The sequence below is a fragment of the Paracoccus sp. SM22M-07 genome, from assembly GCF_001887735.1.
Lineage (GTDB): Bacteria > Pseudomonadota > Alphaproteobacteria > Rhodobacterales > Rhodobacteraceae > Paracoccus.
The window spans coordinates 102,902-127,180 of sequence record NZ_JPKW01000003.1 but is presented as its reverse complement, the minus strand read 5'-3'; the positions used below and the strand labels follow the sequence as shown (position 1 = coordinate 127,180).

Genomic DNA, 24,279 nt, shown 5'->3' with positions numbered 1-24,279 from the left:
GTGGCCGCCTATTACAACGAGATCGACCCCGGCGCAGCGGCATGGCTGCGCCAGCTTATCAAAGACGGGCTGATCGCCGATGGAGAAGTCGATGAACGATCAATTCTCAATGTTCGACCTGTGGACCTGCGCGGCTTCACCCAATGCCATTTCTTCGCCGGCATCGGAGGATGGAGTTGTGCCCTGCGCCTCGCCGGATGGCCAGACGATCGCCCGTGCTGGACTGGAAGCCCACCCTGCCAGCCGTTCAGCGCGGCAGGTAAGCAGAGGGGCCGAGACGACGCCCGCCACCTCGCCCCCCATTTTATCGATCTGGTGCGGTCCTGCCGCCCCCGAGTGCTGTTTGGCGAACAGGTCGCCAGTTCGGAAGTCTTCGGAAAAGCTGCAGGCGGCGCTGGAAAGCGCGCTGGCGGACCGCCTGCATGGGCTTGGATCGACGATCTATCAGATCGCCTGGAAGCCGCACGTTACGCCGTTGGGGCGAGCGATTTCCCGTCAGCGGGCGTCGGCGCGCCGCACATCAGACAGCGCACATTCTTCGGGGCTGTCGACCTGGCCGACGCCGACGACGCGGGACTGGAAGGATGGCGGGAACCCGAACGTGAACGTGGAACTGAACGGCCTGCTGGGCCGAGTGGTGTGGCTGGCGGGCTGGCCGACAGTGACAGCGACGGATGCGGTTCGATCGCCGGGAGAGGGCTTCACGACGCCGAACATCACTCTGAACCACGCGGCGGTGATGGCGGGCTGGCCGACCCCTCAAGCTCGGGACGGCGACCCGAATGGAAGGACAGCAACGCCTCAGACCGCCTTGAAACGATTTGCGCAGGGCAAACGCAATCTGGACGATGCCGCGCAGCTGGCCGCACCAGCCCGCTTCACGGCTTCTGGTCGGATGCTGACTGGCTGTTCTGCCGGGATGGAAAGTGGCGGCCAGTTGAACCCGGAACATTCCCGCTGGCTGATGGGGTATCCGGCCGTGTGGGGCTCTTGCGGGGCTACGGCAATGCAATCAATCCGCACGCGGCGAAAGGGTTCATCCAAGCCTTCGACACCGCTGCAACCATGAAGGAGGCCATCTGATGCCGACCCCAAGCACCCCACCACTGACCGAGGCCCGGATCGCGCGCTTTGTGCGGGCGATGTCCAAGGCCGACCCCAGCCTCACGCGGTTCCGCATGACCCGCGACGGCGACCTGATCGCGGAGCGGGCCGACATCGAGCCCGCACCAGACGCGGCGAACTATGACGCCATCGACTTCGGCGGGTCCAAATGAAGACGACGCAAGGCCTGCCCTACCTGACGAAGAAGAAAAGCCGGGGGCGGACATACTGGTACTTCCGGCGGGCGGAGGGATATATCCGCCTGCCGGACCCGGACGCGCCGGACTTCCTCGCCAAGTATGACGCAGCCAAGCGCGGCGTCTCGCTGGTCCCGACCACCGCCCGGACGTGGCAGACGCTGATCGCCAGCTATCGGCAAAGCCCGGCGTGGAAGGATCTCGCCCCGCGGACCAAGCGCGACTACGAGAAGGTGCTGGAATGGGCCATCGCGACCATGCCCGGCAAGGACCCGTCGCGGATGATGCAGCCGCATATCGTGATGGCCCGTGACGCCAATCAGCACCGCCGGCGGTTTGCCAATTACATCGTCCAGGTGCTGGGCATTCTCTTTGCCCATGCCATCGAAAAGGGTTGGATGACCCACAACCCGGCCAAGGGCGTGAAGCTGTTGCGCAAGCCACGGGGCGAGGCCGAGGTGCATGGACCCTGGGCGGCCGATGTCATCGCCGCGTATCGCGCCGCCGCACCGATCGGCAGCTCAGAGCGGACAGCGTTCGAGCTGTCCCTCGGCCTGTCGCAGCGCATCGGTGACACGATCAAGCTGCGTTGGGATCAATGGGGCCCGGACGGCTTCGAGATCCAGCAGAGCAAGACCGGCACCGCTCTGACCATCCCGCCGACCGACACGCTGGCGGCATACCTGAACCAGATCGAGCGCGGCACCGCCACCATCGTGACCGGCGCGCGGGTCGGCGCCATGACCTATTCCGGGGTCTGTAGCCGGTTCGTCATCGCCCGCGCCGCTGCGGTCCAGGCCGCGCTCGATGCAGGCGACGAGAGGCTGGCGGCCCGCATCAAGGCCAGCACCCAGCACGGCCTGCGCTACACCGTGGCGCACCAGATGGCCGAGGCAGGCATTCCCGACAACGAAATCAGCGCCGTCACCGGCCACAAGACCCTCGCCATGCTGCGGAAATACGCGGGCGCGGCAAGGCAGAAGGCCCACGCCAAGGCAGGGCAGAGCAAGCGAAACGAGAGCGAGAAGGGAACGGACGAATGACCGAGAAACTGACCGACGAGGCGCTGGCTCGTCAAATCATCCCAGAGCTGATGATGATCGGATGCCATGAGAACGGCGAGGCACGCTGCACCTGCGGCATCGGCGCGGACGCCGCACAACTGATCGAAAGGCTGCTATCCCGCCGCGCCACCCCTGCCGACGATCTTCTTGCCACCATGGATGAGCTTATAAAGCAGGCGAGGAAGACCCATCGCATCGGGGCGCAGACAGGGCCGCACTGGCTTCACCTCGGGATTGCAATCTCGAAAGCCGATCATGCTCTGATCGCCGCCCTCGCACAGAAGGACGCCATCCATGACTGACTTTTTGACCGACGAAGAACTGGACCAGATGGTGATGTATTCTGTCACCGGTTCGCGGACGGAAAAGATGGCTTTAGAATTGCTGGAACGCCGCCGGGCAGACGACGCGCTGGCGCGACGCGCGGAGGCCGTTGAGGCGGAACTGTCGAAACTGCGGAAGATGCTGCGCCCCGAGTGGTTCTACGAAGCCGACTGCCACGATAGCGAAAAGTGCTGCTTTGACCTCACTGAGGTATTGGAAGAACACTATTTCTATGATCGCCCAAGAAAGGGGAATCATGTCGTGCAGATTAGTTGCGCCACTAGCCTGCCCGACATCTGGGCTGCGGTTCGGGTCGATTGCAAATGCACCGATGAAGATGACTGCGACTGCGACACGGACCTGATCGTCACCGAGCACGACAGCAAAGAGGCAGCAGAAGCCGCCCTCGCACAGAAGGGGGATGCGTGATGGAAGTGCGTGACCAAATCATCAGACAGATCGACCGCCTATTTGGCGATACCAGTCAACCCGCATCCACCACCAAGTACGCACTAGAGTGCATCCGCGACCACATTGATCAACTTATTGACGCATTGGATGCAGATGGAGTTGCCAGCCATGACTGACCGGGATGAAGTGGAGCGGCTGGTCGAGCGGTTGAAAAAGCTGGGCCGCGATATGGACCGACACGCTGCGCCTGATTGGGATGAGCATGAAGACGTTTTCGCTGCGGCCGACACCATCGAAGCCCTGCGCCAGCGGGCAGAGGCGGCGGAAGAAGCCGAGAGCACATACCGAAGGATTGCAGATGATGCTGCTGACCTGATGTGTCGCATGGATCAGCAGCGCCTTGAAGCCCGCGCCCAAGCGGCTGCGGCATGGGAAGCGGCAATCGCCAAGATGACTTTGTACCATGAGAGCAAGCGCGACGCATTGAAGGCCGAGGCTGACATCCACCGTGGCCGCGACGATGACGCAGCATGTGAGGCGCTGGCCGAGGCGATTTCGCACGGAGACGCAATTCAGCACCTCCGCGCCCTCACCCCACCCGCCGACTTGCAAGCTGTCCGTGACGCGGAATGGAACGCGGCGATTGAGGCGATGGTGGCAAAAACCACTGATATGCTGACGGCCATGCCAAAAGCCCCGGTGGATGGCGACGATTGGATCACAGGGTTCCGGCAAGGCGGCTGTGCGGCTGTCGGAGATGTTCGTCAGGCAATCCGATCCCTGCGCCGGGACGCTACCCCGCCCTCTCCCTGACCGCCTCCAAGGCCGCCTCGAAAGTCTCGGCGTGGCCCATGCCCGTCTCGCCAACCAGGACCGACCAAACCCATCGCCCGCCGCCGGTGCTGATACGCACGTCATAGACCCGACCCACAGGCACACCGGCGCGATAGATCATCCAATCATCAGGTTCAGTTTTGCCGTTGATGACGGTCGGTCGCCTTGTCCACATGCTGAAAACCTGTCGTCATTGGCGGCCCCGGACCCTGCGGAACATCCGAGAACGCTTAGGGAAACTGGGAAACACACTGGGAAACACAAATCAGCCGCCCCGACGCATGACTTAGGCCAATGGCTTGACGCGCGCTAAAGCCCAGCAATTGCTGGGCGAAAGAGCGTGGTAGGGGCGGCCGGACTCGAACCGGCACTCATCGCTGAAACGGATTTTGAATCCGTCGCGTCTACCATTCCGCCACGCCCCCGATTGATCGGCGCTCTTTCGGCAGGACCCGTTCGGGTCTGACAGACGAATATTTCCGTCCGCGGGGATATGCAAGAGGAAGAAACGAGGCAGGGTCGCGATGCCCTGCCCTATTTCCTCAGGCGCGGCCCAGCTTGGCAAGGCGTGCGTCGCGCAGCTGCGCGAAATCGTCGCCCGCGTGGTAGGATGACCGGGTCAGCGGCGTTGCCGAGACCATCAGGAAACCCTTGCCATAGGCCGATTTCTCATAGCCCTTGAATTCATCGGGCGTGACGAAGCGGTCCACGCGGTGGTGCTTGGGCGTGGGCTGCAAGTACTGGCCGATGGTGATGAAGTCGATGTCGGCGGCCCGCATGTCGTCCATGACCTGCAGAACCCCCTGACGGTCTTCGCCCAGACCCACCATGATGCCGGATTTGGTGAACATGGTCGGGTCCATTTCCTTGACCTGCTGCAGCAGGCGCAGCGAGTGGAAATAGCGCGCACCAGGACGGACCGTCGGATAAAGGCCGGGGACCGTTTCCAGGTTGTGGTTGAAGACGTCGGGACGCGCCTCGACCACGATTTCCAGCGAACCGGGCTTGGATTTCAGAAAGTCCGGGGTCAGCACCTCGATGGTCGATCCCGGCGAGCGATGGCGAATCGCACGGATGGTCTGGGCGAAATGTTCCGCGCCGCCATCATCCAGATCGTCGCGGTCCACGCTGGTGATGACGACATGGTTCAGGCCCAGCTTCTGGACGGCATGGGCCACGCGGCCCGGCTCGAACGCGTCCAGATCCTGCGGGCGGCCGGTGGCCACGTTGCAGAAGGTGCATCCGCGGGTGCAGATTTCGCCCATGATCATCATGGTGGCGTGGCCCTGGCTCCAGCATTCGCCGACATTGGGGCAGCCTGCCTCTTCGCAGACGGTCGAGAGACGGTTTTCACGCAGCAGGTCACGGGTCTGCTTGTAACCCTCCGAGGTGGGTGCCTTGACCCTGATCCAATCGGGTTTCTTGGGCTGTGCCTGGTCGGCGCGATGCGCCTTTTCCGGGTGACGCTGGTCCGGCATCCTGAGGTCGCGCAAGGTCTTGGTCCTTTCGATCGCGGTTCCCGCAGAATTAGGCGAAATTCGCCCGATTGGCAACGCGTTGCCGATGCGCGCGACACATGGCTGTCATGCCGCGCCCATAAGCTGCGTCGCGGCATTGCCCTTGCCGCGTTGCAGCGTTACCACGCGACCCAATGGGAGGAAGCCGCAGGCATCGCATCGGCGGTGCCCCTTCATACAGACAGGAGCCATTATGAAACCCGGATCGCAACTGCCCGACGTCACCTTCCGCACCCGCGTCCGCGACGAATCGATCGGTGGGTCCAATCCGTTCCGCTGGCAGGACAAGACCACGGCCGATTACTTTGCCGGCAAGCGCGTCGTGCTGTTTTCGCTGCCCGGTGCGTTCACGCCGACCTGTTCGACCTATCAGCTGCCCGGCTTCGAAGCCGCGCATGAAGAGCTGAAGGGTCTAGGCATCGATGCCGTCTATTGCATGTCGGTGAATGACAGCTTTGTCATGAACCAATGGGCCAAGTCGCAGAACCTGAACCATGTGACGGTCATCCCCGACGGTTCGGGAGAGTTCACCGACAAGGTCGGCATGCTGGTGCGCAAGGACAACCTGGGCTTTGGCGCGCGCAGCTGGCGCTATGCGGCGATCGTCGACGACGGCAAGGTCGTCGCCTGGTTCGAAGAGCCCGGCCGCTGTGACGACTGCGCCGATGATCCCTATGGCAAGACCTCGCCCGAGACGATCCTGGCATGGCTGCAGAACGCCAATGTCGAGGAAATGGCCTGATCCTTGCGGCGGGGCAACAGGTTTGCCCCGCCGACCCTAGCCCAACAGTGGCTGCGCCGCGTGGCGCAGCATCCCGGCCAGATCCTGAAACCAGCCATCGGCAGGCGTCGATCTGCGCCGCAACAACATGATCTGACGCGCGGGCTGCGGATCGGGAAAGCTGATCGCCGTCAAACCCGGCGCGGCCGCGGTTTCCTGTCCCTTGGCGATCTGCGGCAGAAAGGTCAGTCCCATCCCCTGCGCGGCCAGTCGGCACAGGGTCGACAGCGACGCGGCCCCCAGGTCCAGACGACTGCTGCGACGGCTGAGGCCGCAGACCTCAAGCGCCTGGTCGCCAAGGCAATGCCCCTCGTCCAGCAGCAACAGTTGACCCGGATCAAGCGCCGCGGGCGCAACGGCCTGGTTGCCCAAATCCGCGATTCGTGCGGCGCTGCCCGCCAGCAGGAACGGGTCCTGAAACAGCACGACCCCGTCCAGCCCCTGATCGTCCGGCGGACTGGCGACGACCACCGCATCAAGGCGACCGGCCAGCAATTCCTCCAGAAGCGTATCGGTCTGTGCCTCGCGCAGATGCAGGTCGCGACCAATGTCGCGGGCACGCAGGATGGGCAGCACCTCGGGCAGCAGATAGGGTGCGACCGTCGGGATCATCCCCAGCATCAGCCGACCGCCCTGCCCCGGCTGACGCAGTGCGCCTTCCAGATCGGCCATCGCCCCCAGCACCCGTTCGGCATGCAGGGCCAGCGCCCGCCCCTGCGGGGTCAGGACGACCCCTTGGGGCGTGCGTTCGACCAGCCGAGCGCCAGCCTCCTCCTCCAGCGCGCGGATCTGCATCGAGAGCGCGGGTTGGGTCACGTGGATCGTCTCGGCGGCGCGGGTGAAGTTGCCGGTCCGCGACAGGGCCAAGAAGTATCGCAATTGGCGCAGGGTGATGTTCATAAGTTACTCTGATCACAATCAGCAGAAAATGCAATTTCCGTTTATGCAAATCAGGCGACATGGTGGCGGCAATCAGCTGACCCAACCAAGGATCGCATTGCATGAATGACCAGACCCCCCGCCCCCGGATGACCACCACGGCCGGCGCCCCGGTAGTTTCGAACCAGAACAGCGAAACCGCCGGCCCGCGCGGCCCGCTGCTGATGCAGGATTATCAGCTGCTTGAGAAGCTGGCCCATCAGAACCGCGAACGCATTCCCGAACGGGTCGTTCATGCCAAAGGCTGGGGCGCCTTCGGGACCTTCACCGTGACCCATGACATCAGCCAGTACAGCTGTGCATCGATCTTTGCCGAACCCGGCAAGAAGACCGAGATGCTGGCCCGCTTTTCCACCGTGGCTGGCGAACAGGGCGCGGCGGACCATGAACGCGACGTGCGCGGCTTTGCGCTGAAATTCTATACCGACCAGGGCAACTGGGATGTGGTGGGCAACAATACGCCCGTGTTCTTTGTCCGCGATCCCCTGAAATTCCCGGACTTCATCCACACGCAAAAGCGTCACCCGCGCACCAACCTGCGCAGCCCGACGGCCATGTGGGACTTCTGGGGGCGTCATCCCGAATCGCTGCATCAGGTGACGATCCTGATGTCGGATCGCGGCTTGCCGCAGGACCCGACCTTCATGAACGGCTATGGCAGCCACACCTATTCGCTGTGGAACCGGGAAGGCGAACGCTTCTGGGTCAAGTTCCACTTCAAGACGAAACAGGGCCATCGCCATTATACCAACGGCGAGGCTGCCGAGATCATCGGCCATTCGCGCGAAGGCTATCAGGAGGCGCTGTTCGGCAAGATCGAGGATGGCAATTTCCCCCGTTGGACGATGTTCATCCAGGTCATGCCCGAAGCCGAAGCCGAAACGACCGCATTCGATCCCTTCGACCTGACCAAGGTCTGGTCGCACAAGGATTATCCGCTGATCGAAGTGGGCGAGATCGAGCTGAACCGCAATGCCGACAACTATTTCGCGCAGATCGAACAGGCGGCCTTCAGCCCGTCGAACAAGGTGCCTGGGATCGGCTATTCGCCCGACAAGATGCTGCAGGCCCGGGTCTTCAGCTATGCCGATGCGCATCGCTATCGGCTTGGCACGCATTACGAACACCTGCCGGTGAACGCGCCGAAATGCCCGGTCCATCACTATCACAAGGATGGCCAGATGAACTTCTTCGGGCATCAGTCGGGCAGCATCGACGCCTATTACGAGCCCAACAGCTTCGGTGGCGCGGTCGAGGACGCCAGCTTTGCCGAACCGCCGCTGCGCATATCCGGAGAGGCCGGGCGTCACCCGCACCAACAGCAGATGGATGATTATACCCAGCCCCGCGCCCTGCACGACCAGGTGCTGAACGATCAGGAACGGGCGCGGCTCTACCACAACCTTGCCGCCGCGATGGAGGGTGCCGACGATGCCATCGTCGAGGTCGCACTGAGCCATTTCGACCGCATCAGCCCGGCCTATGGCGCCGGCATCCGTGCCGCCCGTCAGGAAATCGCCCGCAGGCACGTGTAAAATTGAAAGGGGCGCCGGTCAGGCGCCCCTTTTCGCATGTCAGCCGATCAGCGGCGACCCCTTGCCGTAATTTTCAGCATAGTGCCGTTCCAGCCGCATCAGCGCCAGACGCAGGACGATCTTGCCGGAACGCGCCGACCAGCCCAAACGCCGCTCGGTCATCTCGATCCCCTCCAGAAAACAGCAGACGCGCAGCACGATGTCGCCCATCCCCGGGCCAAGGTCGCGCAAAGCCAGCGCAACGCGATCGCGTGCCGATTCCGACCCGCCGCGATAGCCCGACGCATTATATGACACATCGATCCCCGAGGTCATGAAGCCGTCCCAGTTTTGCGTCACGCGCGGCCCCATCTGGGCCAGTTCGAAATCTTCGCGCAGGCGTTCCCCGGCGGTGACCATGCCGGGCGTCAGGAAAGCCTCGCCCTGATGATCGCGGCGGCGGGCAAGGACCAGCAGCGGGCTCTCGGCGATGTTGACGCGCATGCGCTTGCGTTGGCCGTCCTCGGGGTCCTGCACAACGCGGTCCTCATAGACGCGGTGCTGGTCGGCATGCTGGAAGGGCGCTGCGGCCTCGGCCATGCCCTGCGGTTGGACGGGACTGGCATCGGCGAAGGAATCCGGCCCCATGGCGGCGTTGCGCTGGCGCGGCGAACGCAGCATCTGGCGCAACGCCTCGCGTCCGGCGGGCGCGATGACATAGCGCTGGACGCGGCCGCTGTCGCGGGTCTGGACCACCCAACCGTTCAACGCCATCTTTTCGGCCAGCTGGCGTTCCAGAACCACGGTGCGGATGTCGTCGCGGGTGACGATCGCCTTGTCCATGCCCGGTGCGGTGACCATGACGGCCCCCGCCTCGGCCAGGCGCCGCAGCACGCGCAGGGACTGGCGGTCGTCATCAGGCTTGGGGTTCGACCCGGCCTGTGCCAGTGCGCCGTCCACCAGCGGGTCGTCGCGGCGCGCCTCGAACCGGCGAATGCGGCGCAGGATGGTCGAAGCGTGGCAGCCTGCTTCACGCGCCAGGGAACGGATCGTTTCGCCATGTTCGACATGGCGAAGATAAAGGCGGGCATCGTCGCCCAGTGCGTCCCCGCATGCGGCTTGTCGTCCTTCAGAACGGTGCTCCGCGATGGGGGTGTCGAGTGCGAAATCACCGGTCAATATGGTCATGTCAGGTCCCTTGTCGTCCTCGGGTCGCCCGGCAGTTGACCACCCTGGGTTGAATTATTTCCCTGTGGTTAACAGGGTATTACTGCACATAGCCGCAACATTCCCTAACAATTCCTAAAGATTTCTTGCGCAACCGGACGCTGCGTCCACCCTTTTGGCAACACGCCCGCAGGTTGTGTGATGGTGGCTTTGCGTCAAATTCCAAGGATCAGAAGAATGACCCAAAGCTCGAATGTCATCGCCTTCCCGCCGCGCCCCGCCAACCAGCCCTTCCGGCGCCCGGCCGCGCTGATCCGCGCCGCCCGCGAAGGGCAGCGCGCCTGGAGGCGCGAACGCGATCTGGCCCGCCTGCTGCGCACCGACCGCTGCCCCGAACCCGCCCGCGCCCTGTCGCGCCTGCGCGCCGAGGAGGAGATCCAGAACGATTTCCGCCTGAACCGTCTGGCAGATTACGACATGAAGCGGCATGTCCTGCTGATGATCGCCATCATGGGCGAGATGCGCGCCGCATTGGAAGCGCACCCCGCGCCGCTGGCGACCGCGCTCTAGGTCTTGCGGCCTTTCAGCAATGATCCAAGGACACCCCGGACCAGGGCTTGGCCGGTCCGGGTTCCCAACTGCCGCGCAAGGCTCTTGCCGAAGGTGTCGATGACGCTGTCGGAACGCCGACCTGCGGATTTCCTTTCCGGTTTGGGCGCCTCATAGCGGCGCGCGTGGCGATGACCGTCACCCGACGGCATGTCGAACAGGTCGTCATCGGAGCGCTGTGTGGCCTGTGCCTGGCTTGCGGCATCCGCAGTGCGCTTGGCCAGAATCTCGTGGGCCGAGTCGCGATCCAGCATCGCGTCGTATTTCGCCCCCTGCGGCGACACCTTCAGAATTTCGGCCCGTGCGGCTGCGTCAATCGGTCCCAACTGGCTGAACGGAGGCCGGATCAGCGTCCGCTGTGCGATGCCCGGCGTGCCCTTGGGCCCCAGAAACGATGTCACCGCCTCACCCGTGCCGACCTGCTGGATGGCATCGGCAATATCGAATTCTGGGTTCGGACGGTAATTCTCGGCGGCCATTCGCAAAGCCTTCTGATCCTTGGCTGTAAAGGACCGCAAGGCATGCTGCACGCGATTGCCCAGCTGTCCCAGGACATTTTCGGGAATGTCGGCGGGGTTCTGGCTGACGAACCAGACGCTGACGCCCTTGGACCGGATCAAGCGCGCAACCCGTTCAACCTTGTCGATCAGGGCCTTCGGGGCATCGGCGAACAGCAGATGCGCCTCGTCGAAGAAGAAGGCGATGCGGGGGCGATCGGGATCGCCGACCTCGGGAAGCTGCTCGAACAGTTCGGACAGAAGCCACAGCAGGAAGGTCGCGTACAGCTTGGGCGCATTCATCAGGCGTTCGGCGGCCAGGATGTTGATCACCCCCCTGCCCTCGGCATCCTGCCGCATCAGGTCGGCCAGCTCCAGCGCGGGTTCTCCGAACAGGCGGTCGCCACCCTCGTTTTCCAGAACCAGCAGCGCACGCTGGATGGCGCCGACGCTGGCGGGACTGACATTGCCATAGCGCAGCGACAGATCCTGCGCATTCTGACCCACCCAGATCAGCATGGCCTGCAGGTCCTTCAGGTCCAGCAAGGGCAGGCCATCCTCGTCGGCGACGCGGAAGGCGATGTTCATCACCCCCTCCTGCGCCGGGGTCAGATCCAGCAGGCGCGACAGCAGCAGCGGCCCCATCTCGGCCGGGGTGGTCCGGACCGGATGGCCCAGTTCGCCCCAGACATCCCAGAAGGTGACCGGAAAGGACTGATAATCCAGCGGACACCCGATCTGTTCGGCGCGCTTGGCAAAGGCATCGTGCAGCTTGAAATCCTGCCGCCCCGCGCAGGCCAGACCCGCCAGATCACCCTTGATATCGGACAGAAAGACCGGAACCCCCGCCAGCGACAGGCTCTCGGCCAGCGTCTGAAGGGTCACGGTCTTGCCCGTTCCGGTGGCGCCGGCGATCAGCCCGTGGCGATTGGCATATTTCAGCAGCAGCGTTTCGGGTGTCGCATGGTCCTGTCCCGCCCCTCCGACGAAAATCGTACCCGCATCCGGATCCAGAACTGACGACATGACGACCCCCGATCATTTGCCTTGGCGCAACAGCAACGCGCCCTGTGAAAAGACAATCTTAACCCATTTGGTGCAAGGTCAAGTTGTTCGGGATCGCTGGTCGCGGGTCGAACCTTCCTCCCTGTTGGACTGCCGCGCCTTTCGGGGCGCGGCTTTTTTTTGTGATCCGCCGTAAACGCATCAACAGTTGACGGATCACGGCAGCGCGATTAGCGTGCAGATCAATAAAGACCGGCCAGTCCGGCAGGGAGACTACGCAAAAGCGTCGAGGCCGTGGTAAAGACCACGGCCTTTCGCATTCAAGTGGCCATGCGTTTTCATTGACAGCTTGCGCAGCACGGCGGCATGTCGCAACCATTCCGACATCGATGCGCGGATCACCGCCGCCCGCCCCCGTTTCACCAGATGCTCAAATCAAGGTGAAGCCGGCGGGGTCCGGTGGCACCTGACAAGGTCACGGCAGCATGCTAGATCGGCGCCAATGCTTTGAGCAAAGGGAAGAAACATAGATGTCCATCAAACCCTCGCACGCGCTGCTGGCCGCATTGGCCCTGATCGCCGGTCCTGCATTCGCACAAGAGGCCGCGACCCCGGCCCAGCCCGAGGCCAGCCCGACCGAGCAGCCGGCCGACGCGGCATCCACCACCGAAGCCAGCCCGACCGAAGCCACCCCGACCGAGGCACCTGCGGAAACGACCCCTGCCGCGGATGCCGACGCCGCACCCGCGCAGACCGGCACCGAAGCTGCTGCCGATGCGCCCGCCGACGCCGCCGATGCCCCTGCAGCGGCAGCCGGGCAGCCTGCCGCCAATGATCCGAACCGTCCCGGCACCTATTACGCCAAATCCGAACATGGCGATTGGACCATCCGCTGCATTCGCGCAGGCGAGGGCAAGGACCCCTGCGAAATGTACAAGCTGCTGAATGACCAGGAAGACAATGCGGTGGCCGAACTGACGCTGGTCCCCTTGTCGAACGGCAATGTCGCGGCGGGTGCCACGCTGGTGGCTCCGCTGGAAACCGACCTGATCGAGGGACTTGGCTTCCAGGTCGACAGCGGCGAAATGCGCGGCTATCCCTTCAGCTTCTGCGCGCCCGTGGGCTGCATTTCGCGCCTTGGCTTCACCGAAGCCGAGCTGACCGGCATGAAGCGCGGCAGCAAGGCGTCGGTGCAGCTGCTTCCCTTTGGCGGTGATCCCAAGCAGCCGGTCAAGCTGGACATCTCGCTCTCGGGCTTCACGGCGGCCTTTGACGAACTGGCGGCCTATGCCGCCCGGCCCGCCGACGAGGCAGCTGACGAAACCGCACCCGCCGAATGATCCGATCGCGACATGTCGGAACCGCGCCCCAGTCAGGGCGCGGTTTTTTCATGTCCGCCTGGCGTTGATCAGACCCGGCGCAGCGCGATGACGGCGTTCAGGCCGCCAAAGGCGAAGGCGTTCGACAGGACCGCCTCGACCTCGACCTCGCGCGCTTCGTTGGGAACCACGTCCAGGGCGCATTCGGGGTCGGGTTCCTGATATCCGATGGTCGGTGCGATCACCCCGTCGCGCAACGCCATGATGCAGGCCAGCAATTCGACCGCGCCCGTGCCGCCGATCAGGTGGCCATGCATGGATTTGGTCGATGACATCATCAGCTTGTCGGCGTGATGCCCGAAGGCATGGGCCACGGCCGCGCATTCGGTCTTGTCATTGGCCGCCGTCCCCGTGCCATGCGCGTTGATATAGCCGATCTGATCACGGTTCAGACCGGCATCCGTCATCGCGCCTGTGATCGCGCGTTCAGCCCCTTGGGCCGAAGGCATGACGATATCCTGGGCGTCCGATGACATGGCAAAGCCCACGACCTCGGCCAGGATATCGGCACCACGGGCCTTGGCGCGGCTATACTCCTCGAAGACGAAGACGCCGGCACCTTCGCCCTGCACCATGCCGTTGCGGTTGGCGCTGAAGGGGCGGCAGGCATCCTTGGACATGACCCTCAGACCCTCCCAGGCCTTCACGCCGCCAAAGCACAGCATCGCCTCGGACCCGCCCGACAGCATGACATCCGCAGCCCCCGACCGCACCATCTGGAAGGCCAGCCCCATCGCGTGGTTCGAACTGGCGCAGGCGGTCGCCACCGTGAAGGCAGGCCCCCGCAGGCCGAATTCCATGCTGACATGGCTGGCGGCGGCATTGTTCATCAGCTTGGGGACGACAAAGGGGTGAACGCGGTTCTTCCCCTCCTCATAGACGGCGCGATAATTTTCGTCCCAGGTGTTCAACCCACCGCCCGCCGTGCCCAGGATGACCCCGGACCGCAGCCCAAGCGCGCCTTCAAAGTTCAGCCCAGCCTGCGCCACGGCCTGTTTCGCGGCCAGCAGCGTGAACTGCGTGAACTTGTCGTAAAGCAGGATCTGCTGGCGGTTGAAATAGGTCTCGGGGGTCCAGTTGTGGATCTGGCCGCCGATCTGGATCGACAGCCGTTCGACATCGCGAAAATCCAGCTGGGTGATGCCGCAACGCCCCTCGCGGAACGCCTCAAGCGTGGATGCGACGTCGTGGCCCAGGGCGTTGATGGTCCCTGCGCCGGTGATCACCACGCGGCGCAGACCGTCGCGTCCGCCCCCGTCGCCGCCCGATGACGCCGACGGAGCCGCCAGCCCCTGGTCGATCCTGTCCGCCTGCTTGCGAACCGAAAGGCCCTTCTTCTTGCTCATCCGTCCTTTTCCGCGACCAGGCGCTCGACGGCAGCAATGATCGTGCCCATGTTCGTGATGTCGAAATCCGACTTCTCGGGCTCGTTCGCATTGAAGGGAATGGTGATGTCGAACTCCTCCTCGATCGCGAAGATGGATTCGACCAGGCCCAGGCTGTCGATGCCCAGGTCTTCGGGGGTTGCGTCGTCGGTCACCTGTTCGGGGTCAAGCATCGCCTGTTCGGCAATGATGGCACGAATTCGGGTCTTGATGTCTTCGGTCATGTCGCCTCCTGCCTAGCCCTTCTCCAACAGACGTGTAACGGTTTCCTGAAGCTTTGACAGCTGTTGTGCGAAACGCGGCAGACGCCGCATCGCCTTTTGGATTTCCAGCTGGGTTTCCATCTTGACCGCCGGATTGCCCAGAATGACGCGGCCGGCCGGCACGCGGGTGAATATCTTGGTCGCCCCGCCCGCGATCACGTCATCACCGATGGTGATGTTGTCCGACACACCCACCTTGCCCGCCAGCACGACCCGGTCGCCCACCGTCGAGGACCCGGCAATACCCACCTGGCTGCACAGCAGGCAGTCCTGGCCGACCACGACATTGTGGCCCAGCATCACCAGATTGTCGATCTTGCTGCCTGACCCGACGCGCGTCGCGCGGATCGTGCCACGGTCGATCGTGGCGTTCGACCCGATCTCGACATCGTCGCCCAGTTCGACCGTTCCAAGCGAATGGATGCGTGTCCAATGCTGGGTGGTAATGTTGGCGCGCGCACCCAAGGTCCGCCGGATTTCCTCGATCCCCGATTCCTCGGGGGTGACAAAGGAAAAACCGTCGCCGCCGATGACCGCGCCCGGCTGGACGAACAGCCGGTCACCCGCGATCACGTCATGGCCGATGCGCACCCCCGCATGCAGGACCGCGTCGCTGCCGATGCGCGCATTGCGCCCGATGCTGACATGCGACGCGATCCGCGCATTCGCCCCGATCACGGCATCGCGTCCGATGACCACGAAGGGCGCGATGGCGGCGCCGTCGCCGATGCTGGCCGTAGGGTGAATCACCGCCGTGGCGTGAATGCCGGGTTCGATGTCGGGCCCCTGGTCGAAGGCCCGCGTCAGGCCCGCCATCACCAGGCGCGGGCGCGGCGCAAAGATCGCGGCCCGGACGCCATAGGCTTCCGGCTCCATGCCCTCAGCCAGGATGGCGATGCAGCCCGGACGCAGCGCTTCGGCATATTTGGGTGCCATGGCCAGGGCAATCTGCCCCCCCGTGGGACCTGCGGGTTCGGTCTGGGCGGGTTCGCCGGCCCCTGTGACCTGCAGATCGGTTTCGCCCCAGGCGCGCGCATCCAGCGACTGCGCCAGTTCCTTGATCGTGACGGTCATGTTGCCCCCTTTTGGCCAGGGACTTAGCGCGTTTGCCAGCGCCCTTCCAGCAAAACGCGACCGCCCGGGCTTACGATGCCGTGTCGATCTGACCCACGCCCTGCGCCTGCAGGGCCTGCCAGATGCGACCGTCACGTCCATAGATATCACCATACAGCCTGACCTGTCCCGTCTGGTCTGGCCAGGCCGTGAAATAGACCAGGTGAACCGGAACGGCAGGACGCAGGGTCAGCCAGGTTTCGCGCCCGCTGTCGAGGGTGCGCTGGAACAGCCCCGCCGGATCATCGCTCTGGGTGGACAACAGTTCGCGCGCCAGGTCCCGCGGATCGCCGATGCGCACGCAGCCATGCGAATAGGCGCGGGTCGCGTTGGCGAACAGGTGCTTGCTGGGCGTGTCGTGCAGATAGATGTTCCATTGGTTCGGGAAGATGAATTTGACGATCCCCAAGGCGTTGTCTTCGCTTGGCTTTTCGCGCATCCGATAGGGAAAGCTACTGGCGCTGTAGCGGTTGAAGTCGATGCTGTCGCGGGACACGACGTTTCCGCGACCGTCCACCACGTCCAGATGCGACACGGCGTTGCGATTGGCCTGCAGCTTGGGCAGGTATTCGCGCGTCGTGATCGACCGCGGAACGTTCCAGGACGGGTTCACCACCACGTTCGACATCATGTCCGAAAATTCTGGCGTGCGCATGTGTTCGTCATTCTTGCCCACGACGCTGCGGGTCCGAAAGACCTCTTGCCCGTCTTGGAAGATGGCGGTTTCATATTGCGGGATGTTCACCCAGACATAGCGACCGTCGAAATCATCCGAACCCATCCAGCGCAGGCGTTCCATGGCAACCAGGATCGCGCGCTGGCGGGCATTCCGTCCGCCAGCCGCCTCACCATTCAGCAGACGGATGGTCTGCGGGCCCGCGATGCCGTCGTCGCGCAGGCCGACTGCACGTTGGTAATCCGCCACGGCCTGCGACATTGCCGCATCATAGAGCGTCGGATCGGCACTCTCCGCGGCAAAGCCGATCGCGGCCAGCCGGTCGCGCAGCGGCACGACGCCGGGACCCGATTGGCCGACACGCCAGACGGCCTCGGGCGCTTTGGGCAGGCCCTGCGGCACGGTCAGCCTTTCGGGGCCGAACAGCGCGTCCTGGAGCGTCTTGTAGGCGGGATGGCTGGGGCCAGCGTTCATCAGAACCGCCGTCGGATCGGCCGAGGCCTGAAATTCGCGCAGCGACGCCACGACGGCGGGACGGGTTGGCGCGCGCTTGATATCGGGTTCCACCGCCGAAGGCGACAGGATGCCGCTCTTCAGGTCGCGCAGCAGGCGCGCGGCGCGGGTGGCATAGGCCACCTCGTCCATGACGCTGCGGGGATGGTCGGGCAACGACGCCGCATCATAGCGGGACGCCGGAATACCATGGCGCGGCATCGCCTCGATCGCCAGTTTGACGGCTTGGCGGCGTGCCTCGGCCTGCGGCCCGATGAAGACCGGGGCCAACCCGTTGCCGCCATAAAAGGCCGCCAGGTCGGAATCACCCGCGACGGCCCGGGCCAGATCCATCTGCGCCGCCGAAAACTGCAGCTTGGGCCCCGGCACCGACATCAGGGCCGCGACCCTTTCCTGCGCCATGGCCGGTGCGGACATCGCCGCAGCCCCCAGCAAGATTGCAAAAACCGAACCCACACGCCAAGCCGACATGACACACCCCAATTCAACAGTTACCGATTGTCTCATACCCGGATGGCACAAGCCACCAGCCATCCCACTGGTACCGTGCGAGAAAAAGGTCCGTTGCAACCAAGTCACAGGGTTTCGTTCGATCTGCAACAACCGCAAAATTGGGCGGTTTCTTGCCGAAATACAACCTATCATGGAATGCAGGGGCAGAATCCGTTTCTCAACCTCAAGGTATTTTGACACAATGTTAGCAAGTCGGGGATAAACCACGACATGCCGCGAAAGTTTCGCGGATCCAAAAAACGAAGCAGGACAGGCGATCTGACATGACAATGGACCTCATCTCCCGTCGCGGCGTGCTGGGCGCATTCGCAGCAACCAGCGTCGTGGCTGCTCCGGTTATGGCCAACGCTTTCGGGTTCCTTCGCGGGGCCGGCGACATGCGCCGCGTGCGCATGTATTCGGGACGTACCGGCGAAAGCATCGACACCGTCTATTGGGTCGACGGCAAGTATATCCGCGAAGCCCTGAATGAAATCAACGTCTTCATGCGCGACTGGCGCACCGGCGAAGTGATCGGGATCGACCCGCGCACCATCGACGTGGCGGCCGCATCCTCGCGCCTGCTGCAGACGAACGAACCTTACATGATGCTGTCGGGATACCGGTCGCCGCGCACCAATGCGATGCTGCGCCGCAATTCCAGCGGTGTCGCCAAGAACTCGCTGCACATGACCGGCAAGGCTGCCGACCTGCGGCTGAAGTCGCGTTCGGTCGCGCAGATGTTCCAGGCAGCGGCTGCCTGCCGCGGTGGTGGCGTCGGACGCTACAGCCGTTCGAACTTCGTGCATATGGATTGCGGCCCGGTCCGCACCTGGGGCAGCTGACCCCCGGCACGTGCCTGCATGGATATGACTTGCGCCCTTGCCCATCGGCAAGGGGCGTTGCCCGGAAACGGGCCTTGTCGCATTTCGGGCTTGCCCTTCATCCCGGCTGCGGTCAGCCTTGCAGGAACGATCCATGCTGAAGAACGGACCTACATGAGCCCCCAGAACACGCGCCGCTTTCGAACCGCCAAGATCATCCAGGCGGCCGCCGTCGAACTTTCGGTCCGCGATGGCATCGCCAACGTCACGACCGAAGCGATCGCCCGCCACGCGGGAATCAGCACGCGCACGTTCTTCAACTATTACCCCTACAAGGAGGCGGCCCTGATGGGTCCGCCGCCCGACTATCCGCCCGAAGCTTCCGAAAAATTCGTGGCCGGCAAAGGGCGCCTGATCGACGATCTGCAGACGCTGATCTCGGCCCATCTGGAACGCTATCTGGGTGAGCGTGAGATGATCGGCCACATGCTGGCTCTCTCCGACAGCGATGCCAAGCTGGAGGCCCTGCGCAACAGTGCCATGCTGGCGCGGCGCGCGCAGATGCGCGGCCTGCTGCACCGCCGCCTGCCCGGATCGGACGAACGCGTCATCGAGATCCTGGCAGCCGCGATCATCGCGGCCACCAATGCCGCGACCAAGGATTGGGTGGCCGGAACGCGCGACGATTTCATCGCCTCGGCCCATGAGAACCTGTCGTTGATCCTGACCGCCGCCGAAATGCTGGGTCGGGCTTCCGACTAGGGCCGGGCACGGCTAGGGCGTCAGCAGTTTGCGATACATCTGATCCAGAAATGCCTGCCCTTCGTCGAAAGGATCGCGCCCGCGACCCAGCACGGCGCGCACCTGGATCTCGAAATCGGCATAATGCTGGGTCATCGACCAGATCGAGAAGATCAGGTGGCGCGGATCGGTCCGCGCCAGCCGCCCGTCATCCATCCAGCCCTGCAGCACCGCCACCGTCCGGTCGACGATCTCGCGCAGGCCGCCCCCCAGGATCTGGGTCAGGTGCGGCGCGCCTTGCAGGATCTCATAGGCGAAGAGGCGCGATTCGCGGGGATAGTCCCGCGACATGCGCATCTTGGCGGCGACATAGCCCAGGACCTCGGACATCGGATCACCCGCCGGATCGATCTGCTGCATGGGGGCCAGCCACATGTCCAGAAGTTCCGTCAGCAGGGTCCGGTGGATGTCGTCCTTGGACGAAAAATAATAAAGCACGTTCGGCTTGGACAATCCGGCCGACCACGCGATCTGGTCGATCGTCGTCCCGCGAAAACCGTTTGCCGAAAAAACGTTCAACGCCCCATCCATGATCAGATCGCGATTCTTCTGCTGAATCCGGGTCATTCGGGGCATTTTCGCGTCTGTCATCGGTGCCTCCGCTCTGGCATGATCTGATTTTGAGCAGTCCGGGGGGAAATGTCACGCAAGGGTTCACCGTGCTTGACTGGTATCCGACCCGTGCTAGCTTGATCCTGACCGTTTGGTCAATAATTCAAAAGGGTTCCCACGATGCCGCTTGACCGCAAGCCCGCCCCGAATGATCTGCGCGCCTTCTGGATGCCGTATACCGCCAACCGGCAGTTCAAGTCGGCGCCGCGGATGCTGGTCGCATCAAAGGACATGCATTACACCGCGTCGGATGATCGCCAGATCCTGGACGGGACCGCGGGCCTGTGGTGCTGCAACGCCGGCCATTGCCGCCCCCGCATCACCGAGGCGGTGCAAAAGCAGGTGGCCGAACTTGACTATGCCCCCGCCTTCCAGATGGGCCATCCGCTGGCGTTCGAGCTGGCAAACCGCATCGTCGACATCGCGCCCGACGGCATGGAACACGTCTTCTACTGCAACTCGGGGTCCGAGGCCGTCGATACGGCCCTGAAGATCGCGCTGGCCTATCACCGCGCGCGCGGTGATGCATCGCGCACACGTCTGATCGGGCGTGAACGCGGCTATCACGGGACGGGTTTCGGGGGCATTTCGGTCGGCGGCATCGTCAACAACCGCCGCCATTTCGGCACGCTGCTGGCGGGCGTCGATCACATGCCCCACACCCACCTGCCCGAAAACGTCTTCACCAAGGGCCAGCCCGAACACGGCGCGAACCTGGCCGATGAACTGGAACGCATCGTCGCGCTGCATGGCGCCGAAACCATCGCCGCCGTCATCGTCGAACCGATGGCCGGATCGACCGGCGTGCTGATGCCCCCCAAGGGATATCTGCAGCGCCTGCGCGACATCACCCGCAAGCACGGCATCCTGCTGATCTTCGACGAGGTCATCACCGGCTTCGGCCGTTTGGGCAGCCCCTTCGCCGCCCAGCATTTCGGGGTGATCCCCGACATGATCACCTGCGCCAAGGGTCTGACGAACGGCGTCATCCCCATGGGCGCGGTGCTGGCGACGGCGCAGATCCACGACGCCTTCATGCAGGGCCCGGAACACATGATCGAGCTGTTCCACGGCTATACCTATTCCGGCAACCCGATCAGCTGCGCCGCGGCCCTTGCCACGCTGGACACCTATGCCGAGGAAGGGCTGCTGACCCGCGCCGCCGATCTGGAGATCTATTGGCAGGAGGCGCTGCATGGGTTGCGCGACCATCCCAATGTCATCGACATCCGCAACATGGGCCTGATCGGCGCGGTCGAACTGGCCCCCATCGCGGGGGAACCCGGCAAGCGGGCCTTCGACGTCTTCGTCAAGGCCTTCGAGGCCGGCATCCTGATCCGCGTCACCGGCGACATCATCGCGCTGTCGCCGCCGCTGATCATCTCGGAGGCGCAGATCGACGAGCTGATCGGCACATTGGGGCAGGTCCTGAAACAGGCCGCCTGACCGCCAAGACACCCATCAAGCCGACCCCGCATCAGAACGGGGCGGCCAGACAGGAAGGACAAGACATGACCGTTGCAAGCGGGGTGGTTTCGGCTGCCAACATGAAGATCGATGGCGACCGGCTGTGGGACAGCCTGATGCAGATGGCCAAGGTGGGTCCGGGGATTGCCGGGGGAAACAATCGCCAGACCCTGACCGATGCGGATGCCGAAGGCCGCCGCCTGTTCCAGTCCTGGTGCGAGGATGCGGGCATGACCATGGGGCTGGACCGCATGGGCAACATGTTCATGCGCCACGAGGGCACCGAACCCGACCTGGACCCCGTCTATATCGGCAGCCATCTGGATACCCAGCCCACCGGCGGAAAATATGACGGCGTGCTGGGGGTCCTGGCGGGTCTCGAGGTGGTCCGCTCGATCCGCGACATGGGCGTCAGGACGCGCCGCCCCATCGTGGTGGTCAACTGGACCAACGAGGAAGGCGCGCGTTTCGCCCCGGCCATGCTGGCCTCGGGCGTCTTCGCGGGGGTTCTGACCGAGGATTACGCCAACAGCCGCAAGGATGCCGAGGGCAAGAGCTTTGGCGAGGAACTGGACCGCATCGGCTGGCGCGGGACCGAGGACGTAGGCAAACGCCCGATCCACGCCATGTTCGAATACCACATCGAACAGGGTCCCATCCTGGAGGCCGAGGGCAAGGATATCGGCGTCGTCACCCATGGCCAGGGCCTGTGGTGGCTGCAGGTCACGCTGACCGGCAAGGATGCCCATACCGGATCGACCCCCATGACCATGCGCGTCAACGCCGGGCTTGGCATGGCGCGCATCACCGAGGCCGTGCACCGCATCGCCATGGATCACCAGCCCGCCGCCGTGGGCGCCGTGGGCCAGGCCAATGTCTATCCCAACAGCCGCAACGTGATCCCCGGCAAGGCGGTCTTCACCATCGATTTCCGCTCGCCCGATCTGGAAAAGCTGACCTCGATGCGCGCCAGGCTCGAGGCCGAGGCCGCCGGCATCGCCAAGGAACTGGGCCTGGGCATCGAGATCGAGCCGGTCGGCCATTTCGACCCGGTGACCTTCGATCCGGCGCTGGTCGCATCGGTCCGGCAGGCGGCGGAACGGCTGGGGCACAGCCACATGGACATCATCTCGGGGGCGGGACACGACGCCTGCTGGATCAACAAGGTCGCGCCGACCGTGATGATCATGTGCCCCTGCGTCGACGGCCTGTCCCACAACGAGGCCGAACAGATCACGCCGCAATGGGCGGCTGCGGGGGGTGACGTGCTGCTGCATGCGGTGCTGGACGCCGCCGAGATCGTCCGCTGAACGCAACCTCAAGAAAGGGCTGGAAAGATGAGCACTGTCATCAGGAACGGCACCATCGTCACCGCAGATCTGACCCACAAATCCGATGTCCTGATCGAGGGCGGCAAGATCACCACCATCGGCGAGGGGCTGATGGGCGACACGGTTCTGGACGCCACGGGATGCTATGTCATGCCCGGCGGCATCGACCCCCACACCCATCTGGAAATGCCCTTCATGGGCACCTATTCGGCCGATGACTTCGAAAGCGGCACCCGCGCGGCGCTGGCAGGCGGCACGACGATGGTGGTGGATTTCGCCCTGCCCTCGCCCGGCCAGGGCCTGCTGGATGCGCTGCAGATGTGGGACAACAAATCGGGCCGCGCGCATTGCGACTACAGCTATCACATGGCGGTGACGTGGTGGGGCGAACAGGTCTTTGACGAAATGCAGGCGGTCGTCGATCGCGGCATCACCAGCTTCAAGCACTTCATGGCCTACAAGGGCGCCTTGATGGTGAATGACGACGAGTTGTTCGCGTCCTTCCGCCGGGTCGGCGATCTGGGCGGCATCGCCATGGTCCATGCCGAAAACGGCGACGTGGTGGCCGAACTCTCTGCGCGCCTGCTGGCCGAAGGCAATACCGGCCCCGAGGCCCATGCCTATTCCCGCCCGCCCCAGGTCGAGGGCGAGGCCACGAACCGCGCCATCATGGTTGCCGACATGGCGGGCGTGCCGCTCTATGTGGTCCATGTCAGCTGCGAGGACAGCCACGAGGCCATCCGCCGCGCACGCCAACAAGGCAAGCGCGTCTGGGGCGAACCGCTGATCCAGCACCTGACCCTCGACGAAAGCGAATATTTCAACGCCGATTGGGACCATGCCGCCCGCCGCGTCATGTCGCCCCCCTTCCGCAACAAGCAGCATCAGGACAGCCTCTGGGCCGGTCTGCAATCGGGCAGCCTTTCGGTGGTGGCGACGGATCATTGCGCCTTCACCACCGAACAGAAGCGCTATGGCATCGACGATTTCACCAAGATCCCGAACGGCACCGGCGGGCTTGAGGATCGGATGCCGATGCTGTGGACGCACGGTGTCGAAACCGGCCGCCTGACCCCCAACGAATTCGTGGCGGCGACATCCACAAACATCGCCAAGATCCTGGGGATGTATCCGCGCAAGGGGGCCGTGCTGGTCGGCGCCGATGCCGATCTGGTGGTCTGGGACCCCAAGGCCAGCAAGACGATCAGCGCCGGCAGCCAGCAATCCGCCATCGATTACAACGTCTTCGAAGGCCAGCAGGTCACAGGCTTGCCCCGCTTTACCCTGACCCGCGGCGTCGTCGCCGTGACCGAGGGCAAGGTCGACAGCCGCGAAGGCCATGGCGAATTCGTCGCCCGCGAACCGCGCGGCCAGGTGAACCGGGCGCTGAGTGCCTGGAAGGAACTGACAGCCCCGCGCCCGATCGCGCGTGGCGGCATTCCGGCAAGCGGGGTCTGACG

General features: G+C 64.0%; 25 protein-coding genes and 1 tRNA gene. 16 read left to right on the top strand and 10 right to left on the bottom strand.

From position 1 onward, the window contains the following. From IE00_RS05610 to IE00_RS05585, 7 genes are read left to right on the top strand one after another with little or no spacing between them, the layout of a single operon-like run. On the top strand, positions 1 to 1,083 hold the full coding sequence (locus IE00_RS05610; RefSeq protein WP_072296110.1) for a DNA cytosine methyltransferase: 1,083 nt from the start codon (positions 1 to 3) through the stop codon (positions 1,081 to 1,083). Continuing rightward, positions 1,083 to 1,277, top strand: a complete 195-nt coding sequence (locus tag IE00_RS05605; protein ID WP_072296109.1) for a hypothetical protein — start codon at positions 1,083 to 1,085, stop codon at positions 1,275 to 1,277. The genes IE00_RS05610 and IE00_RS05605 overlap by 1 nt, the downstream gene beginning before the upstream one ends. Beyond that, a complete protein-coding gene (gene xerC, locus IE00_RS05600; protein WP_072296108.1) occupies positions 1,274 to 2,344 on the top strand; it encodes a tyrosine recombinase XerC in 1,071 nt (356 codons plus the stop codon). The genes IE00_RS05605 and xerC overlap by 4 nt, the downstream gene beginning before the upstream one ends. Then, the gene (locus IE00_RS05595) at positions 2,341 to 2,667 is read left to right on the top strand and encodes a hypothetical protein (protein ID WP_072296107.1); all 327 of its coding nucleotides are present in this window, start codon (positions 2,341 to 2,343) and stop codon (positions 2,665 to 2,667) included. Before xerC ends, IE00_RS05595 begins: the two co-directional genes overlap by 4 nt. Beyond that, on the top strand, positions 2,660 to 3,118 hold the full coding sequence (locus IE00_RS05590) for a hypothetical protein (RefSeq protein WP_072296106.1): 459 nt from the start codon (positions 2,660 to 2,662) through the stop codon (positions 3,116 to 3,118). The genes IE00_RS05595 and IE00_RS05590 overlap by 8 nt, the downstream gene beginning before the upstream one ends. Then, on the top strand, positions 3,118 to 3,276 hold the full coding sequence (locus tag IE00_RS20060) for a hypothetical protein (protein ID WP_170864088.1): 159 nt from the start codon (positions 3,118 to 3,120) through the stop codon (positions 3,274 to 3,276). The genes IE00_RS05590 and IE00_RS20060 overlap by 1 nt, the downstream gene beginning before the upstream one ends. Then, entirely contained in the window at positions 3,248 to 3,913 is a 666-nt protein-coding gene (locus IE00_RS05585; protein WP_170864087.1) for a hypothetical protein, read from the top strand. The genes IE00_RS20060 and IE00_RS05585 overlap by 29 nt, the downstream gene beginning before the upstream one ends. Before the next feature lie 362 nt (positions 3,914 to 4,275). On the opposite strand, the gene IE00_RS05580 is transcribed toward IE00_RS05585, so the two are convergent. Both IE00_RS05580 and lipA read right to left on the bottom strand, forming a co-directional pair. Further along, positions 4,276 to 4,359, bottom strand: a tRNA-Leu gene (locus tag IE00_RS05580). 117 nt (positions 4,360 to 4,476) lie between these two features. Next, positions 4,477 to 5,412, bottom strand: coding sequence for a lipoyl synthase (lipA, locus tag IE00_RS05575; protein ID WP_139291354.1), 936 nt, complete (start codon positions 5,410 to 5,412; stop codon positions 4,477 to 4,479). 232 nt (positions 5,413 to 5,644) lie between these two features. Between lipA and IE00_RS05570 the strand changes: the two genes are divergently transcribed. Further along, complete coding sequence (locus tag IE00_RS05570) at positions 5,645 to 6,193, top strand: peroxiredoxin (protein WP_072296103.1); 549 nt, start codon at positions 5,645 to 5,647, stop codon at positions 6,191 to 6,193. Between the two features lie 36 nt (positions 6,194 to 6,229). Here IE00_RS05570 and IE00_RS05565 read toward each other — a convergent pair whose 3' ends face one another. Further along, positions 6,230 to 7,132, bottom strand: coding sequence for a hydrogen peroxide-inducible genes activator (locus IE00_RS05565; RefSeq protein ID WP_072296102.1), 903 nt, complete (start codon positions 7,130 to 7,132; stop codon positions 6,230 to 6,232). A 101-nt stretch (positions 7,133 to 7,233) separates the two neighbouring features. On the opposite strand from IE00_RS05565, the gene IE00_RS05560 reads away from it, so the two are divergent. Further along, the gene (locus tag IE00_RS05560; protein WP_072296101.1) at positions 7,234 to 8,706 is read left to right on the top strand and encodes a catalase; all 1,473 of its coding nucleotides are present in this window, start codon (positions 7,234 to 7,236) and stop codon (positions 8,704 to 8,706) included. 39 nt (positions 8,707 to 8,745) lie between these two features. Here IE00_RS05560 and IE00_RS05555 read toward each other — a convergent pair whose 3' ends face one another. Next, positions 8,746 to 9,873 (bottom strand): DUF6456 domain-containing protein, encoded by a 1,128-nt coding sequence (locus IE00_RS05555; protein WP_072296100.1) that lies wholly within the window; start codon positions 9,871 to 9,873, stop codon positions 8,746 to 8,748. A gap of 216 nt (positions 9,874 to 10,089) precedes the next feature. Here IE00_RS05555 and IE00_RS05550 point away from each other — a divergent pair, with 216 nt between their 5' ends. Further along, positions 10,090 to 10,422, top strand: coding sequence for a DUF6477 family protein (locus tag IE00_RS05550; protein ID WP_072296099.1), 333 nt, complete (start codon positions 10,090 to 10,092; stop codon positions 10,420 to 10,422). On the opposite strand, the gene IE00_RS05545 is transcribed toward IE00_RS05550, so the two are convergent. Next, positions 10,419 to 11,984, bottom strand: coding sequence for a helicase HerA-like domain-containing protein (locus IE00_RS05545; RefSeq protein ID WP_072296098.1), 1,566 nt, complete (start codon positions 11,982 to 11,984; stop codon positions 10,419 to 10,421). The two genes, IE00_RS05550 and IE00_RS05545, sit on opposite strands and share 4 nt — an antisense overlap. Before the next feature lie 509 nt (positions 11,985 to 12,493). Here IE00_RS05545 and IE00_RS05540 point away from each other — a divergent pair. After that, positions 12,494 to 13,303, top strand: a complete 810-nt coding sequence (locus IE00_RS05540) for an invasion associated locus B family protein (protein ID WP_072296097.1) — start codon at positions 12,494 to 12,496, stop codon at positions 13,301 to 13,303. 68 nt (positions 13,304 to 13,371) lie between these two features. Here IE00_RS05540 and IE00_RS05535 read toward each other — a convergent pair whose 3' ends face one another. The 4 genes from IE00_RS05535 to IE00_RS05520 all read right to left on the bottom strand — a co-directional run bounded on the left by IE00_RS05535 (position 13,372) and on the right by IE00_RS05520 (position 17,709). Beyond that, complete coding sequence (locus IE00_RS05535) at positions 13,372 to 14,580, bottom strand: beta-ketoacyl synthase (RefSeq protein ID WP_072296337.1); 1,209 nt, start codon at positions 14,578 to 14,580, stop codon at positions 13,372 to 13,374. 104 nt (positions 14,581 to 14,684) lie between these two features. Next, positions 14,685 to 14,951 (bottom strand): acyl carrier protein, encoded by a 267-nt coding sequence (locus tag IE00_RS05530; protein WP_072296096.1) that lies wholly within the window; start codon positions 14,949 to 14,951, stop codon positions 14,685 to 14,687. Positions 14,952 to 14,963: 12 nt separating this feature from the next. Next, positions 14,964 to 16,064: a UDP-3-O-(3-hydroxymyristoyl)glucosamine N-acyltransferase gene (lpxD, locus tag IE00_RS05525; RefSeq protein ID WP_072296095.1), complete on the bottom strand. Its 1,101-nt coding sequence runs from the start codon at positions 16,062 to 16,064 to the stop codon at positions 14,964 to 14,966. Between the two features lie 70 nt (positions 16,065 to 16,134). Next, on the bottom strand, positions 16,135 to 17,709 hold the full coding sequence (locus tag IE00_RS05520) for a murein L,D-transpeptidase (protein ID WP_072296336.1): 1,575 nt from the start codon (positions 17,707 to 17,709) through the stop codon (positions 16,135 to 16,137). A gap of 359 nt (positions 17,710 to 18,068) precedes the next feature. Here IE00_RS05520 and IE00_RS05515 point away from each other — a divergent pair, with 359 nt between their 5' ends. Both IE00_RS05515 and IE00_RS05510 read left to right on the top strand, forming a co-directional pair. Then, complete coding sequence (locus tag IE00_RS05515) at positions 18,069 to 18,629, top strand: DUF882 domain-containing protein (RefSeq protein ID WP_072296094.1); 561 nt, start codon at positions 18,069 to 18,071, stop codon at positions 18,627 to 18,629. Between the two features lie 153 nt (positions 18,630 to 18,782). Continuing rightward, positions 18,783 to 19,370 (top strand): TetR/AcrR family transcriptional regulator, encoded by a 588-nt coding sequence (locus tag IE00_RS05510; protein WP_072296093.1) that lies wholly within the window; start codon positions 18,783 to 18,785, stop codon positions 19,368 to 19,370. A gap of 12 nt (positions 19,371 to 19,382) precedes the next feature. Here IE00_RS05510 and IE00_RS05505 read toward each other — a convergent pair whose 3' ends face one another. After that, positions 19,383 to 19,976, bottom strand: coding sequence for a TetR/AcrR family transcriptional regulator (locus tag IE00_RS05505; RefSeq protein WP_371328428.1), 594 nt, complete (start codon positions 19,974 to 19,976; stop codon positions 19,383 to 19,385). A gap of 165 nt (positions 19,977 to 20,141) precedes the next feature. Between IE00_RS05505 and IE00_RS05500 the strand changes: the two genes are divergently transcribed. The 3 genes from IE00_RS05500 to hydA all read left to right on the top strand — a co-directional run bounded on the left by IE00_RS05500 (position 20,142) and on the right by hydA (position 24,277). Further along, positions 20,142 to 21,467, top strand: coding sequence for an aspartate aminotransferase family protein (locus tag IE00_RS05500; RefSeq protein WP_072296091.1), 1,326 nt, complete (start codon positions 20,142 to 20,144; stop codon positions 21,465 to 21,467). 65 nt (positions 21,468 to 21,532) lie between these two features. After that, the gene (locus tag IE00_RS05495; protein WP_072296090.1) at positions 21,533 to 22,798 is read left to right on the top strand and encodes a Zn-dependent hydrolase; all 1,266 of its coding nucleotides are present in this window, start codon (positions 21,533 to 21,535) and stop codon (positions 22,796 to 22,798) included. Between the two features lie 27 nt (positions 22,799 to 22,825). Continuing rightward, positions 22,826 to 24,277: a dihydropyrimidinase gene (gene hydA / locus IE00_RS05490; RefSeq protein ID WP_072296089.1), complete on the top strand. Its 1,452-nt coding sequence runs from the start codon at positions 22,826 to 22,828 to the stop codon at positions 24,275 to 24,277. The last annotated feature ends 2 nt before the right edge of the window (positions 24,278 to 24,279 follow it).

Bases quoted from the DNA above. Each gene is read 5' to 3' on its own strand.
- lpxD (WP_072296095.1), bottom strand. From the start codon at position 16,064: ATGACCGTCACGATCAAGGAACTGGCGCAGTCGCTGGATGCGCGCGCC.
- IE00_RS05500 (WP_072296091.1), top strand. From the start codon at position 20,142: ATGCCGCTTGACCGCAAGCCCGCCCCGAATGATCTGCGCGCCTTCTGG.
- IE00_RS05530 (WP_072296096.1), bottom strand. From the start codon at position 14,951: ATGACCGAAGACATCAAGACCCGAATTCGTGCCATCATTGCCGAACAG.
- IE00_RS05520 (WP_072296336.1), bottom strand. From the start codon at position 17,709: ATGTCCGCACCGGCCATGGCGCAGGAAAGGGTCGCGGCCCTGATGTCG.
- IE00_RS05495 (WP_072296090.1), top strand. From the start codon at position 21,533: ATGACCGTTGCAAGCGGGGTGGTTTCGGCTGCCAACATGAAGATCGAT.
- IE00_RS05590 (WP_072296106.1), top strand. From the start codon at position 2,660: ATGACTGACTTTTTGACCGACGAAGAACTGGACCAGATGGTGATGTAT.
- IE00_RS05585 (WP_170864087.1), top strand. From the start codon at position 3,248: ATGCAGATGGAGTTGCCAGCCATGACTGACCGGGATGAAGTGGAGCGG.
- IE00_RS05595 (WP_072296107.1), top strand. From the start codon at position 2,341: ATGACCGAGAAACTGACCGACGAGGCGCTGGCTCGTCAAATCATCCCA.
- IE00_RS05555 (WP_072296100.1), bottom strand. From the start codon at position 9,873: ATGACCATATTGACCGGTGATTTCGCACTCGACACCCCCATCGCGGAG.
- IE00_RS05510 (WP_072296093.1), top strand. From the start codon at position 18,783: ATGAGCCCCCAGAACACGCGCCGCTTTCGAACCGCCAAGATCATCCAG.
- IE00_RS05545 (WP_072296098.1), bottom strand. From the start codon at position 11,984: ATGTCGTCAGTTCTGGATCCGGATGCGGGTACGATTTTCGTCGGAGGG.
- IE00_RS20060 (WP_170864088.1), top strand. From the start codon at position 3,118: ATGGAAGTGCGTGACCAAATCATCAGACAGATCGACCGCCTATTTGGC.
- IE00_RS05550 (WP_072296099.1), top strand. From the start codon at position 10,090: ATGACCCAAAGCTCGAATGTCATCGCCTTCCCGCCGCGCCCCGCCAAC.
- lipA (WP_139291354.1), bottom strand. From the start codon at position 5,412: ATGCCGGACCAGCGTCACCCGGAAAAGGCGCATCGCGCCGACCAGGCA.
- IE00_RS05560 (WP_072296101.1), top strand. From the start codon at position 7,234: ATGAATGACCAGACCCCCCGCCCCCGGATGACCACCACGGCCGGCGCC.
- IE00_RS05565 (WP_072296102.1), bottom strand. From the start codon at position 7,132: ATGAACATCACCCTGCGCCAATTGCGATACTTCTTGGCCCTGTCGCGG.
- IE00_RS05605 (WP_072296109.1), top strand. From the start codon at position 1,083: ATGCCGACCCCAAGCACCCCACCACTGACCGAGGCCCGGATCGCGCGC.
- IE00_RS05540 (WP_072296097.1), top strand. From the start codon at position 12,494: ATGTCCATCAAACCCTCGCACGCGCTGCTGGCCGCATTGGCCCTGATC.
- xerC (WP_072296108.1), top strand. From the start codon at position 1,274: ATGAAGACGACGCAAGGCCTGCCCTACCTGACGAAGAAGAAAAGCCGG.
- IE00_RS05570 (WP_072296103.1), top strand. From the start codon at position 5,645: ATGAAACCCGGATCGCAACTGCCCGACGTCACCTTCCGCACCCGCGTC.
- IE00_RS05505 (WP_371328428.1), bottom strand. From the start codon at position 19,976: ATGACCCGGATTCAGCAGAAGAATCGCGATCTGATCATGGATGGGGCG.
- IE00_RS05515 (WP_072296094.1), top strand. From the start codon at position 18,069: ATGACAATGGACCTCATCTCCCGTCGCGGCGTGCTGGGCGCATTCGCA.
- hydA (WP_072296089.1), top strand. From the start codon at position 22,826: ATGAGCACTGTCATCAGGAACGGCACCATCGTCACCGCAGATCTGACC.